General features: G+C 66.8%; 13 protein-coding genes. 5 read left to right on the top strand and 8 right to left on the bottom strand.

Features of this window, described 5'->3' with window-relative positions; translation table 11 throughout:
- Nucleotides 1–139: 139 nt before the first annotated feature.
- The gene (locus tag KVS69_RS01385; protein ID WP_217535990.1) at nucleotides 140–382 is read right to left on the bottom strand and encodes a hypothetical protein; all 243 of its coding nucleotides are present in this window, start codon (nucleotides 380–382) and stop codon (nucleotides 140–142) included.
- Nucleotides 383–545: 163 nt separating this feature from the next.
- On the opposite strand from KVS69_RS01385, the gene parE reads away from it, so the two are divergent.
- Complete coding sequence (gene parE / locus KVS69_RS01390) at nucleotides 546–2,435, top strand: DNA topoisomerase IV subunit B (RefSeq protein WP_217535992.1); 1,890 nt, start codon at nucleotides 546–548, stop codon at nucleotides 2,433–2,435.
- 535 nt (nucleotides 2,436–2,970) lie between these two features.
- Here the strand turns inward: parE and KVS69_RS01395 are convergent.
- Both KVS69_RS01395 and KVS69_RS01400 read right to left on the bottom strand, forming a co-directional pair.
- A complete protein-coding gene (locus KVS69_RS01395) occupies nucleotides 2,971–4,092 on the bottom strand; it encodes an inorganic phosphate transporter (protein ID WP_068850816.1) in 1,122 nt (373 codons plus the stop codon).
- A 13-nt stretch (nucleotides 4,093–4,105) separates the two neighbouring features.
- On the bottom strand, nucleotides 4,106–4,732 hold the full coding sequence (locus tag KVS69_RS01400) for a DUF47 family protein (RefSeq protein ID WP_217535995.1): 627 nt from the start codon (nucleotides 4,730–4,732) through the stop codon (nucleotides 4,106–4,108).
- 272 nt (nucleotides 4,733–5,004) lie between these two features.
- Here KVS69_RS01400 and KVS69_RS01405 point away from each other — a divergent pair, with 272 nt between their 5' ends.
- Nucleotides 5,005–6,327: a hemolysin family protein gene (locus tag KVS69_RS01405; protein ID WP_217535997.1), complete on the top strand. Its 1,323-nt coding sequence runs from the start codon at nucleotides 5,005–5,007 to the stop codon at nucleotides 6,325–6,327.
- Nucleotides 6,311–6,970 carry an exopolysaccharide biosynthesis protein gene (locus KVS69_RS01410; protein WP_093534090.1) on the top strand — a complete coding sequence of 220 codons (660 nt, stop codon included), beginning with the start codon at nucleotides 6,311–6,313 and terminating at the stop codon, nucleotides 6,968–6,970. Before KVS69_RS01405 ends, KVS69_RS01410 begins: the two co-directional genes overlap by 17 nt.
- On the opposite strand, the gene KVS69_RS01415 is transcribed toward KVS69_RS01410, so the two are convergent.
- The 4 genes from KVS69_RS01415 to KVS69_RS01430 all read right to left on the bottom strand — a co-directional run bounded on the left by KVS69_RS01415 (nucleotide 6,967) and on the right by KVS69_RS01430 (nucleotide 9,828).
- On the bottom strand, nucleotides 6,967–7,467 hold the full coding sequence (locus KVS69_RS01415) for a pyridoxamine 5'-phosphate oxidase family protein (protein WP_068850805.1): 501 nt from the start codon (nucleotides 7,465–7,467) through the stop codon (nucleotides 6,967–6,969). The two genes, KVS69_RS01410 and KVS69_RS01415, sit on opposite strands and share 4 nt — an antisense overlap.
- A 122-nt stretch (nucleotides 7,468–7,589) precedes the next feature.
- On the bottom strand, nucleotides 7,590–8,579 hold the full coding sequence (locus tag KVS69_RS01420; RefSeq protein ID WP_093534515.1) for an LLM class flavin-dependent oxidoreductase: 990 nt from the start codon (nucleotides 8,577–8,579) through the stop codon (nucleotides 7,590–7,592).
- A 91-nt stretch (nucleotides 8,580–8,670) separates the two neighbouring features.
- Complete coding sequence (locus KVS69_RS01425; protein ID WP_217535998.1) at nucleotides 8,671–9,417, bottom strand: sulfurtransferase; 747 nt, start codon at nucleotides 9,415–9,417, stop codon at nucleotides 8,671–8,673.
- Nucleotides 9,418–9,462: 45 nt separating this feature from the next.
- A complete protein-coding gene (locus KVS69_RS01430) occupies nucleotides 9,463–9,828 on the bottom strand; it encodes a DUF6164 family protein (protein WP_068850799.1) in 366 nt (121 codons plus the stop codon).
- 63 nt (nucleotides 9,829–9,891) lie between these two features.
- Between KVS69_RS01430 and KVS69_RS01435 the strand changes: the two genes are divergently transcribed.
- Together KVS69_RS01435 and KVS69_RS01440 are read left to right on the top strand one after the other, a co-directional pair.
- Entirely contained in the window at nucleotides 9,892–10,332 is a 441-nt protein-coding gene (locus KVS69_RS01435) for an FKBP-type peptidyl-prolyl cis-trans isomerase (protein WP_217535999.1), read from the top strand.
- Nucleotides 10,333–10,337: 5 nt separating this feature from the next.
- Nucleotides 10,338–11,582 (top strand): TIGR03862 family flavoprotein, encoded by a 1,245-nt coding sequence (locus KVS69_RS01440; protein WP_217536000.1) that lies wholly within the window; start codon nucleotides 10,338–10,340, stop codon nucleotides 11,580–11,582.
- Nucleotides 11,583–11,691: 109 nt separating this feature from the next.
- Here KVS69_RS01440 and KVS69_RS01445 read toward each other — a convergent pair whose 3' ends face one another.
- Entirely contained in the window at nucleotides 11,692–13,314 is a 1,623-nt protein-coding gene (locus KVS69_RS01445; RefSeq protein WP_068850789.1) for an FMN-binding glutamate synthase family protein, read from the bottom strand.
- Between the last annotated feature and the right edge of the window lie 23 nt (nucleotides 13,315–13,337).

Genomic DNA, 13,337 nt, shown 5'->3' on the forward strand with positions numbered 1-13,337 from the left:
CCAGACCAGTCCATTCGCTGATGGATGACACGCACTGCTCCCGGAAAGCCATAGTTTACAGATTGAGGGCGCCCAGCCCAAGGGGCACGAACGAAGACGCCCCGGCAAGCCGGGGCGTCGGGGAAGCCGAAACGCTGGTTCAGCGCTTCTTCTTGGCCTCTTCTTCCTCTTCCTGCTGGGGCCCCTGCTGGCCCTTGGCCTTCATTTCAGCGTTGGCGGCCGCACGGCGCTTGGCCTTGGCGTCGGCTTCGGACTGCGCCTTGGCCTCGGCCTGCTCGCCCTGCTGCGCGGTGGACTGGCCCTGTCCGGCGTTCTGCGCCATTGCCAGCGGCACGGCCACGACGGCGGCGGCAATGGCAACGATGGTCAGCAACTTCTTCATGGGGGGTCTCCTCGCATATGGCTGGGGATGGGGCGCCGGGGCTCCGGTTTTCCCATCTCCTACAGTCTATCGCGCGCTCTTCGGCCGGCCCCTGAACGTGCGGCGTGCAAAAAAACCGGCCAGACCGCAAACTTCGCCGTCGCTATGCGCTTTATGAAGACAGATGAACACCCGCTATAACGCCGCCGATATTGAAGTCCTGTCCGGCCTGGACCCGGTCAAGCGCCGCCCGGGCATGTATACCGACACCGCGCGCCCGAACCACCTGGCGCAGGAAGTGATCGACAACGCCGTGGACGAAGCGCTGGCCGGGCACGCCCGGACGGTCGAGGTCACCCTGTACAAGGACGGCAGCTGCGAGGTCACCGATGACGGCCGCGGCATGCCGGTGGACATCCACCCGGAAGAGAAGGTGCCCGGTGTGGAGCTGATCCTGACCCGGCTGCATGCGGGCGGTAAGTTCAACAACAAGAACTACACCTTCTCCGGCGGCCTGCACGGCGTGGGCGTGAGCGTGGTCAATGCGCTGTCGACGCTGGTGGAAGTGCATATCCGGCGCGATGGCAGCGAGCACCGCATCACCTTCCGCAATGGCGACCGCGCCACGCCGCTGGAAGTGGTCGGCAGCGTGGGCAAGAAGAACACCGGTACGCGGGTGCGCTTCTGGGCCGACCCGAAGTACTTCGACACGCCCAAGTACAACCTGCGGGCGCTGCGCCACCTGTTGCGCGCCAAGGCGGTGCTGTGCCCGGGCCTGACAGTGAAGCTGCGTGACGAGGCCACCGACGAGCAGGACACCTGGTACTACGAAGATGGCCTGAGCGATTACCTGAAGGCTGAGCTGGGCGAGCGCGAAATGCTGCCGGCCGAGCTGTTCGTGGGCCAGCTGAAGAAAGATACCGAGGTGGTGGATTGGGCGGTGGCCTGGCTGCCGGAAGGCGAGCTGATCCAGGAAAGCTATGTCAACCTGATTCCAACCGCGCAGCACGGCACCCACGCCAACGGGCTGCGCACGGGCCTGACCGAGGCGCTGCGCGAGTTCTGCGATTTCCGCAACCTGCTGCCGCGCGGGGTGAAGCTGGCCCCGGAAGACGTGTGGGACCGGGTCTCGTTCGTGCTGTCGCTGAAGATGACCGACCCGCAGTTCAGCGGGCAGACCAAGGAGCGGCTGTCGTCGCGCCAGGCCGCCGGGTTCGTCGAAGGCGCGGCACATGACGCCTTCAGCCTGCTGCTGAACCAGAACGTGGCGCTGGGCGAGCAGATCGCACAGCTGGCGATCGAGCGTGCCAGCGCGCGCCTGAAGACCGAAAAGCTGGTGGTGCGCAAGAAGGTCACCCAGGGCCCTGCCCTGCCGGGCAAGCTGGCGGACTGCATCAGCCAGGACCTGTCGCGCACGGAGCTGTTCCTGGTGGAAGGTGATTCGGCCGGAGGCAGTGCCAAGCAAGCGCGTGACAAGGACTTCCAGGCGATCATGCCGCTGCGCGGCAAGATCCTGAACACCTGGGAAGTGTCGTCGGGCAGCGTGCTGGCGTCTGAAGAAGTGCACAACCTGGCCATCGCGATCGGCTGCGATCCGGGCAAGCAGGACATCAGCGGGCTGCGTTACGGCAAGGTGGTGATCCTGGCCGACGCGGACTCGGACGGCCTGCATATCGCGACGTTGCTGACGGCACTGTTCCTGAAGCACTTCCCGTCGCTGGTGGATGCGGGCCACGTGTTCGTGGCGATGCCGCCGCTGTTCCGCGTGGACGTGGGCAAGCAGGTGTTCTACGCGCTGGACGAGGAAGAAAAGCGTTCGCTGCTGGACAAGATCGAGCGCGAGAAGATCAAGGGCCAGGTCAACGTGACCCGCTTCAAGGGCCTTGGCGAGATGAACCCGCACCAGTTGCGCGAGTCGACCATCCACCCCGACACGCGCCGCCTGGTGCAGCTGACGGTGGACGATGGCGAGCAGACCAGCGCGCTGATGGACATGCTGCTGGCCAAGAAGCGCGCGGGCGACCGCAAGCAGTGGCTGGAGAACAAGGGCGACCTGGCTTCGCTTGAGGTCTGATTGCTGATGAAAAATCCCGCTTCGGCGGGATTTTTTTTGCTCTCGCGGGTGGCAGGCAATTCCGTAGTGCCGGGCCCTGCCCGGCAGCTTCATGCATCTGGGCGAACAGCCGGTGGCCGTCGCTTGGCCTGAGCTGGGCCGGCGGGTGCGGGGGTACGGGGGGCGCCGTGAATCCATCCCTGGAGGCTCTTGCGAAACATCCATGTTTCGCAAAGCCCCCGTACCCCCGCCCCCGCCGACCCTCGACGGTTTGTTGGTGGCCATGGGAGATCAACGGCGGTGCCGATCATTTTCATGCGTTACCGGCCGCGGTGGCGTTCCGTGCCGTCGTTCGGGAACCGACGCTACCGGCGTACCCGCCGCGTAGGGACACGCCATGCGTGTCTGCCGTGCCCATCCGCACGCGACCATCTGTCGGGGGCTGCCCGTCGGCCGCCCCAGCCGGAAAAATGAAAACGCTGCTTTTCGCGACCAACCAGCAGACACAAAAAACCCGGCCGAAGCCGGGTTTTTCGCGTTTCCAAACCAACCCCGATCAGGTCCAGCCGAACAGCTCGAACAGCTTCAGGATCAGGTAGGCGCAGCCGCCGGCCGCCGGGATGGTGAGGATCCAGGCCCAGACGATGCGTTCGATCACGCCAAAGCGCAGCGAACGCGGGTTCTTGGCGTAACCCACGCCCATGATGGCGGTGGAGATGCTGTGGGTGGTCGAAACCGGCATGCCGAAGTGCGCGGCCAGGGTCAGGATCGTGGCCGAGCTGGTCTCGGCCGCGAAGCCGTGGATCGGGTGCAGCTTGACCATCTTGTGGCCCAGCGTCTTGATGATCTTCCAGCCGCCCGAGGCGGTACCGGCGGCCATCACCACCGCGCAGGTCAGCACGATCCACATCGCGATGCCATCACCGGCGTGCGCGTCCGGGTGCATGAAGGCCAGCCAGGACGGCAGGTCGTTCAGTGCGCCGGTCGCCTCGGCGCCGATCAGGGTCATGGCGATGATGCCCATGGTCTTCTGCGCGTCGTTGTGGCCGTGGGCGAAGCCCATGTAAGCCGCCGAGACGATCTGCGCCTTGCCGAAGAACGCGTTGACGATGCGCGGGCGGGCCAGGCGGCCCAGCCAGCCACCGGCCTTGGCCATGCCCGCGATGATCGCCCACAGCAGCAGCATCACCACGATGCCGAGCAGGAAGCCGGCGATCGGCGAGGTGATCATCGGCAGGAACACCTTCCACAGCAGGCCCTTGTTCTGCGCCCACGTGCCGATGCGTTCGGACCAGATCAGCGCGTCCCAGTTGTTGTGGGCGGCGGCAAGGCCGGCGCCGCACAGGCCACCGATCAGCGCGTGCGAGGACGACGACGGCAGGCCCTTCCACCAGGTGATCAGGTTCCAGATGATGCCGCCCAGCAGCGCGCACAGGATCACCTGCGGGGTGACGTCAACCACGCCGGTGTTGAGCAGGCCCGAGGCGATGGTCAGCGCCACGGCGGTGCCGGTCAGGGCGCCGATGAGGTTCATGAAGGCGGCGAGCATCACCGCCCAGCCGGGCGAGAGCACCTTGGTCGCCACCACGGTGGCGATGGAGTTGGCGGTGTCGTGGAAGCCGTTGATGAACTCGAAGACGAGCGCGGCCAGGATCACCACCAGAACGAGGGTCAGCATGCTGTGGCGTCCGTCAGCTGTTCTTCAGCACGATCTGGTAGGCCACCACACCAGCCTCGCGGCAACGGTCGATGGCCTTTTCCAGGATCTCGAAGAATTCCTTGAGCAGGAACATCTGCAGGTTGTCCAGGCGACCGGAGTAGATGTCGCGGTACAGCTCGAGCATCAGGCGGTCGGCTTCGTTCTCCAGTGCACGCAGCTTCTCGTTGAGCGCGGTCATCCGGTCCAGGTTCATGTTGCGCAGGTCGTGGACCATCTCCACCACCACGCCGGCGGCCTGTTCGAGCATCGCCGCGCGCGGCGCGAAATCGATGTGTTCCAGATGCTTGGTGGCCAGCGAGTAGCGGTCGGCGAACTTCTCGACCTGCTTGGGAATCTTGTACAGCGCCGAGCCCAGCGCTTCGATGTCTTCGCGCTCGATCGGGGTCATGAAGCTGTCCACCAGCGCCTGGCTGATCTTGTCCGAGGCGGCGCGTTCGCGCAGGCGGGCCAGCTTGAACGCGTCAAGCGCGGGCTGCCGGTCGGCGTCGCGCAGCATCGAATGCAGCGCCTTGGCGCTGTCGTAGGCCGCCTGGGCAGCCTCGTCCAGCAGGGTATAGAACTGTTTGCCGGAGCCGAAAATGGTCTGCAGAGAGAACATTGAGAAACCTATTCGCCGTCGAGGAAGGACGGCACCGGGCGGAATTATGACGGTTTGATGTCCAATCCGGGTACTCCCCTCGTCTTCACACTGCCACCGGGCCACCTGAACGACCCTGTTTGCACCCCTCCCCCCGGCTTTTGTTAAGATGCGCGGGCACCTTCGGGTGCACTCTATGGACGACGACCCTTATCCCCCGCCGCGCCCGCCAGGCCTGACCTGGCCCGGTAGCCGCCCGCGCTTGAACACGCCCTCCCTGCCACCAACCGGGGATGACGCCCGTGTTTGAACTGATCCTGCTTGTTTTCGCCCTGATCCTGCTCAACGGGTTCTTCGCCATGTCCGAGATGTCGGTCATGACCTCGCGCAAGAGCCGCCTGAAGCAGATGGCCGGCACCTCCAAGCGCGCCGCCAAGGCGCTGGAGCTGTCCGAGAAGCCCGAAAGCTTCCTCTCCACCGTCCAGATCGGCATCACCGTGATCGGCGTGCTGACCGGCCTGCTTGGCGGCGACGCCATCGGCGAGGCCATTGCCATCTGGATCAAGAGCCTGATGCCCGGCTTCGGCCACGCCGAACTGGTCGGCAAGGGCCTGGCCGTCACCCTGATCACCTTCGTCACGCTGATCTTCGGCGAACTGGTGCCCAAACGCCTGGCGCTGACCCGCTCCGAGGACATCGCCGGGCTGGTCGCCCTGCCGATGAGCTGGCTGGCCAAGCTGGCCTTCCCGTTCGTCTGGCTGCTGTCCAAGACCACCCGGCTGGTCCTGCGCCTGCTTGGCCTGGGCAATGACGAAGCCGCCACGGTGACCGAAGAAGAGATCCGCATGCTCGTGGCCGAAAGCCACGAGGCCGGCGTGATCGACGCGCATGAGCGCGACATGATGAACCGGGTGATGCGCCTGGGCGACCGCACTGCCGACAGCCTGATGACCCCGCGCAACCGGATCGCCTGGCTGGATACCCAGGCCGACGCGGAGAAGAACCTGGCCACCATGCGCGAGCACGAGTTCTCGCGCTACCCGGTGTTCCGCGGCAACGACCAGGACATCGTCGGCGTGCTCGAGGTCAAGAGCCTGGTCACCCGCCTGGTGCGCGATGAGCACTCGCTGTTCCAGCAACTGCGCGAGCCGTTGTATGTCTCCGAATCCACCCATGCGATGAAGCTGCTGGAGATCTTCCGCGAGGAGCAGCAGTCGGTGGCGCTGGTGGTGGATGAGTACGGCGAGATCCAGGGGCTGGTGACCATCAGCGACCTGATGGGCGCGGTGGTCGGCCGCATGCAGTCGGTGGAGAACGTCGACGAGGACGCGCTGGTGGTGACCCGCGAGGACGGCTCGCTGCTGGTGGACGGGTCATTGTCGATCGAAGACCTGCGCGAACTGATGGGCAACGCCGAACTGCCCGATGCCGATGACGGCGACTACTACACGCTGGCCGGCATGTGCATCCACTACTTCGGCCGCATTCCGCATGCCGGGGAGTACTTCGACTGGGCCGGCTGGCGCATCGAGATCGTCGACCTGGACGGCGCGCGCGTGGACAAGCTGCTGCTGCGCACGCTGGCCGAAGAGGAGACTGATGAACTCACCGGCTGATCCGCCTCCGGCGCCGGACCAGGGCCGGCCGGAATACCAGAACGAAGGCATCCGTACGCTGCTGGCGATGTTCGACCACGGCGATCCCGATGAACGCCTGCGCCTGGGGCAGATCCTGCAGGGCCTGCAGCAGAGCGCGTTCGGCGTGTTCCTGTTCATTGCGATCCTGCCGTCGTTCATTCCGGTTCCCGGGCTGGGCGGCGCCGTGAGCGGTCCGCTGGTAGTCCTGATCGGCGTGCAGATGCTGTGCGGCATGCGGCGCCCGTGGCTGCCGGGGTTCATCGCCAACCGCGGGCCGCGACGCGGCACGATGCATAAATTCCTGGGGAAGATCGACGGCGCGCTGCGCCGTCTGGATCGCATGCTCAAGCCGCGTCGTCCGGCCCTTCTCGTGCCCTTGCCGGCGCATGCGTTCACCGGCCTGCTGCTGGTGCTGACCGGCGTGCTGCTGTCGCTGCCGATCCCGTTCACCAACTACCTGTTCGGGTTCCAGCTGCTGCTGTTCTCGCTGGCGCTGCTGGAACGCGACGGCACCCTGATGCTGGTCAACTGGATCGGCGCGATTGCCGCGGTGCTGTTCTTCAGCTTCAGCTCCGGCCAGTTGGTGCACTACCTGACCGAGCTGTTCCAGCGCTGGTTCTAACGCAGGTCGACCACGCCGTTGTCGGACAACGTGCTCGGGTCATCGCTGACGGCGGAGAGCACGAAGCTCAGCGCCTTGCCCAGCAGCGTGCCGGGGCCGTCCCAGTACTCTGCCGATTCGGCACGCACGTGGATCAGGCGCAGGTTCGGATCATCCTTGCCGCCGGGAAAGAACAGCTTCATCGGCGGCGACCACAGTTCCTCCACCTTGGCGCGGTCGTCGACGATGCGCGCGATGCCCGCCACCGACACGTAGGTGTTCTTCGACTGTGAGGCATAGGCCACGTTGACGCGCGGGTTGAGCGCGATCTCGGCCACCTTGGGGCTGTCGGCGGCGGTGGCGAACCACAGGTCGCCGTCGAATTCGACTTCCTGGGTGCCCAGCGGGCGGCTGTACAGGCGCCCGTCCACGCCGGTGGTGGTGAACATGGCGATGTCCACGTCGCGGATCAGTTCGGCCAGCTGTTCGATGTGCTGCTGGCGATCTTGGTCGGCCATGCGGTGACTCCTGGAATAAGGAGCTCCATCACACCGGAAGGGTGGGAATGGCGACGTGAACCGGATGGTCACGTCGCCTTCGCGTGTGGAGTGCGCCAGCCACGCAGGGCTGGCTCTACCCATCATCGCGTCGCCGATTTCCACGCCTGCATCGCCAACCCGAACGAGCGCTTGCGCGCGCCATGGTCGTAGATGTTGGCGGTCAGCAGCAGTTCGTCGGGCTTGTGGCGTGCGGCGAACGCGGCCATGCCTTCGCTGACCTGGCGCTGGTCGCCGACCACCGCGCAGGCCAGCGCGTTCTGCACGCCGATCTTCTCGTGCGGCTGCCAGAAGGCTTCGATGTCGTCGATCGGCGGTGGAATCAGGCCCGGCAGGCCGCGACGCAGGTTGACGAAGCTCTGCTGCTGGGTGGTGAACAGGCGCTTGGCCTCGGCTTCGGATTCGGCCGCCACTACGTTCAGGCCCAGCACCGCGTACGGCGCGGTGAGGTACTGCGAGGCGCGGAACTCGCGGCGATACACCGCCAGCGCTTCGTCCATCGCGTCCGGGGCGAAATGCGAAGCGAAGGCAAACGGCAGGCCCATTGCCGCCGCCAAGCGTGCACTGAACAGGCTGGAGCCCAGCAGCCACACCGGCACCGGGATGCCCGCGCCGGGGACCGCGCGCACGGCCTGCCCGGGCTGCGCCGGCTCGAAATAGTGCAGCAGCTCGCGCACGTCCTGCGGGAACTGGTCGGCGCTGTCGAAGTAGCGTCGCAGGGCGCGTGCGGTGGGCTGGTCGGTGCCCGGCGCGCGGCCCAGGCCGAGGTCGATGCGGTCCGGGTACAGCGAGGCGAGCGTGCCGAACTGCTCGGCCACCTGCAGCGGGGAGTGGTTCGGCAGCATGATCCCGCCAGCCCCGACGCGGATGCGCTGGGTGCCGCCGGCCACGTGGCCGATCAGCACCGCAGTGGCGGCGCTGGCGATGCCTGGCATGTTGTGGTGCTCGGCCAGCCAGTAGCGGTGGAAGCCCCAGCCTTCTGCGTGCTGGGCCAGGTCCAGCATGTTGGCAAAGGCCTGGGTGGTATCGCTGCCCTCGCAGACCGGGGCCAGATCAAGAATCGACAGTTGCATGGGGCGTTCCATCAAAGGTTATCCCCTGTTGATGGGGGCGCCGGTCGAAGGACACCATGGCCGCTGGCGGAATGCTGATTCCCGCGCGATATCAATCGGCGGCCTGGTCAACCAGCGGCTTCAATTCCGCGTCGAGGGCCACGCGTTCATCGAACACGAAACAGCGGCCGTCGTAGCCTTCGCCGCCCACGGCCTCGAAGTAGCCGAGGATGCCGCCGTCCAGCTGCAGCACGTTGTCCATGCCGTCGTTGCGCATCCACAGCGCGGCCTTTTCGCAGCGGATGCCACCGGTGCAGAAGCTGACCACGGTGCTGTCACGCAACGCGTCGCGGTGCGGGGCCAGTGCCTCGGGCAGGTCGGTGAACTTTGTTATCGGCAGCACCAGCGCATCCTGGAAGGTGCCGTACTCGATTTCCTGGGTATTGCGGGTATCGAGCATGACCACCGGCTTGCCGTCATCGTCATGGCCCTGGCGCAGCCAGCGCTGCACCGTGGCCGGGTCCACCGAGGGGGCGCGAGGATAGGCCAGCGGCTGGCCGTCGTCGATGCGGAAGCTGATGATCTCTGGCTTGACCTTGGCCTTGAGCCGGGCGAACGGCTGCATCTGGCTGTAGCTGGTCTTCACCCGCAGCCCCTCGAAGCGCGGATCGGCGCGCAGCGCGGCGTAGAAGCCGTCGATGCCGGCTTCAGGGCCGGCCAGGAACAGGTTGATGCCCTCGCCCGCCACCAGCACGGTGCCACGCAGTGCGGCCGCCTCGGCGCGCGCCAGCAGCGTGGCACACAGCGCGTCCGGGTCGGCGATCGGGGTGAAGTGATAGGCGGCGGTATTGGCGATCATCCGCCCATTTTACCCGGGCCCCGCCCCACCCGCCCAACCGGCCATTCAGCCGCGCAGCAGCACGAACGGCAGCAGTACCAGCGCGGCGGCCACCAGCATGCCGGCCAGCACCGCCACCACGAACAGCGGGCGGCGCCGCAGCAGCGTGCCGAAGGTTTCGGCGCTGCCGTCGGCCAGCGCGGCCTGGCGCTCGGCGCGGACCCGCTCGCCGCGCGCCTGCTGGTACTCGGCCATCAGGGCCTTGGCACGGGGCTGGTCGGCGTCGTCGCGGATCCAGATGCCGCCAAAGGAGATTCCCCACGGGCTGGGTTCGGTGCGGTAATGGGCGATGCCCGCCCGGTCCAGCAGGGTGATCACATCCTGGATTTCATCGTCCGCGACATTGCGCAGGTTGAGCAGCAGTTTCGACATGCGCCCATGATAGCGCCCGGCGATGCGCTACCCTTGCGTCCCATTTTCCATCCGGTGCCGCCCATGCGTGCTCTGCCGAAGTTCCTGCTCGTTCCCGCGCTGCTGTCGCTGCTGGCCGCCTGCACCCCGCCCGGCCCGCCGCCGGGTGGCAGCATCGCCACCTTCGAGAAGATCGACACCCAGCCCGGCACCGGTGCCGAGGCCACCCCGGGCAGCACCATCGTGGTCCATTACACCGGCTGGGTGTACGACGAGAAAGCCGCCAACAAGCACGGCGAAAAGTTCGACAGCTCGGTCGATCGCGGCGAGCCGTTCAGCTTCGGGCTGGGCCAGGGCCGGGTGATCAGAGGCTGGGACGAAGGCTTTGCCGGCATGAAGGTCGGCGGCAAGCGCACCCTGATGATTCCGGCTGACTACGGCTATGGCGCCTCCGGCGCCGGCCCGATCCCGCCGAACGCCTCGCTGGTGTTCGATGTCGAGCTGCTCGACGTCAAGCCGCGCTGAACCGCATGAGCACTCCCGCCCACCCTGCGCGACGCGTGGCGATCATCGGCGGCGGCCCGGCCGGGCTGATGGCGGCCGAGACCGTGCGCGCCGCCGGCCACGCCGTGGACCTGTACGAGGCCAAGGGCTCGCCCGGGCGCAAGTTCCTGATCGCCGGCAAGGGCGGCTTGAACCTCACCCATTCCGATCCGCAGGACGTGTTCGTGTCCCACTACCGTGAGCGTGCGACCGAGGTCGGCACGTGGCTGGCCGATTTCGACGGCTCCGCACTGCGCGAATGGGCGGCAGGCTTTGGCGTGGAAACCTATGTTGGCACCTCCGGGCGGGTGTTCCCGGTCGACCGCAAGGCCGCCCCGCTGCTGCGTGGCTGGGTGCGGCGGCTCAAGGAACAGGGCGTGCGCTTCCATGTGCAGCACTTCTGGACCGGCTGGCAGGACGACGGTGCGCTGCGCTTCGAGACTCCGGACGGAGTGGCCACGGTGCAGGCCGATGCGGTGGTGCTGGCGATGGGCGGTGGCAGCTGGCCCGAGCTGGGCTCGGATGGCGCGTGGGTGGCGCCGCTGGCCGCGCGCGGCATCGACATCGCACCGCTGAAACCGGCCAACTGCGGTTTCGACATCGACTGGACGCCCTACTTCCGCGACCGCCAGGCCGGCGCCCCGTTGAAGCCGGTGGTCGCGCACTGGCTCGGGCTGGACGGCCAGGAACACGCGCAGCAGGGTGAGTGCGTGATCACGGCCAATGGCATTGAAGGCAGCCTCATCTACGCGCTTGCCGCGGACCTGCGCGACCGCCTGGCGCGCGATGGCCAGGTGCAGCTGCAGCTGGACCTGTTGCCCGGGCAGACCGAAGCGCAGCTGCTGGACAAGCTGCACAAGCCACGCCAGGGCCGCAGCTTCGGCGAACACCTGCGCCGCCAGCTGGGTCTCAGTGGGGTGAAATCGGCGTTGCTGTTTGAAGTGCTGGGCAAGGACGCCGGCCAGCTGCCGGCCGAAACCATCGCCACCGCGCTGAAGCGGTTGACGCTGACGCCGCTGCGCCCGCGACCGATCGACGAGGTGATCAGCACCGCCGGCGGCGTGCGGCTGGAAGCGCTGGATGACACGTTGATGCTGCGCGACCTGCCCGGCGCGTTCTGCGCCGGGGAGATGCTGGATTGGGAAGCGCCTACCGGCGGGTATCTGTTGACCGCGTGTTTCGCCAGCGGATTGCGCGCCGGGCGCGGTGTGGTGGAGTACCTCGCGCGATGACGCCGCGTACCGACCAACGGTCGGTACCTACCGGTAGCGTACAGGCAGCGGTCGGCACACGCCGGTAGCGCCCGACCGTTGGTCGGGCGGCGCAACAGCACATCGCGCGTCAGCGCGATTTGCTGTTGCGTAGCGCCTGGATGCGCGCTGGTGGCTGGAACGAGTCGCTGCGTGCATCCGCCCAGAAGTCGTGGAATACCGCGTGGTCGGGCACCCGGCGCAGCAGTTCGCCCGGGGTGAGGTAGCGGTACAGCGAGGCCAGCGAGCGGATCTCCACCGGCGACACGCGGCGCACGATGTGTTCCGGGCCCAGTTCGGCCGGATGCTGCAGGCCGGCCGCGCACAGCAGGTCGCGCAGCGCACGCAGGGTGTTCTCGTGGTAGTTGTGCACGCGGGTGGCCTTGTCGGCCGGGTCCAGGTGCCGCCAGCGGTTCGGGTTCTGGGTGGCGATGCCGGTCGGGCAGCGGTCGCTGTGGCAGCTCAGCGACTGGATGCAGCCCAGCGCGAACATGAAACCCCGCCCGGCATTGCACCAGTCCGCGCCCAGCGCGATGGTGCGCGCGATCTCGAAGGCACTGCTGACCTTGCCCGCCGCCCCGACCCGGATCCGGTCGCGCAGGTCCAGGCCGACCAGCGTGTTGTGGACCAGCAACAGCGCTTCATGCATCGGCACGCCGACATGGTCGATGAACTCGGCCGGCGCCGCGCCGGTGCCGCCTTCGGCACCGTCGACCACGATGAAATCCGGCAGCAGCCCGGTTTCCTGCATTGCCTTGGCGATGCCGAACCATTCCCACGGGTGGCCGATGGCCAGCTTGAAACCGACCGGCTTGCCACCGGACAGCTCGCGCAGGCGCACCACGAACTGCAGCAGTTCCACCGGCGTGTTGAACGCCGAGTGCTTCGACGGCGACACGCAGTCCACGCCCATCGGTACGCCGCGGGTGGCGGAGATCTCGGCGCTGACCTTGGCGGCCGGCAACACCCCGCCGTGGCCGGGCTTGGCGCCCTGCGACAGCTTGATCTCGATCATCTTCACCTGGTCGGTGTTGGCGTTGGCGACGAAACGCTCTTCGCTGAAACCGCCGTGCTCATCGCGGCAGCCGAAATAGCCGGAGCCGATTTCCCAGACCAGGTCGCCGCCCATCTCACGGTGGTAGGGTGAAATCGAGCCTTCGCCGGTGTCGTGGTAGAAACCGCCACGGCGCGCGCCTTCGTTGAGCGCGCGGATCGCATTGGCCGACAGCGAGCCGAAGCTCATGGCCGAGATGTTGAACACGCTGGCCGAATACGGCTTGGCGCAGTTGGGCCCGATCAGCACGCGGAAGTCGTGGTCGGCCACCTCGGTCGGCGCCAGCGAATGGTTGATCCATTCGTAGTCCACCGCGTAGGTGCTGCGCAGCGTGCCGAACGGCACCACGTCCATTTCGTTCTTGGAGCGCTGGTAGATCAGCGCGCGTTGCTGGCGCGAGAACGGCACGTCCTCGAGATCGCTCTGCACGAAGTACTGGCGGATTTCGGGGCCGATCGATTCCAGCCCGTAACGGAAATGCGCCATCACCGGGTAGTTGCGGCGCAGCGTGCTGCGCTTCTGCAGCAGGTCCCAGGTGCCCACGATGACCATCGCCGCGCTGATGCCCACGCCCCAGTACCAGGCGGCCCAGTACCCGGCCAGATACAGCGAAACCGGGAGCAACAGGATGGCGAGCACGTAGACCAGGTAACGATGCATGGCTTTCCTCGATCAACAACCGG

Source organism: Stenotrophomonas sp. GbtcB23 (assembly GCF_019091045.1).
Lineage (GTDB): Bacteria > Pseudomonadota > Gammaproteobacteria > Xanthomonadales > Xanthomonadaceae > Stenotrophomonas > Stenotrophomonas rhizophila_A.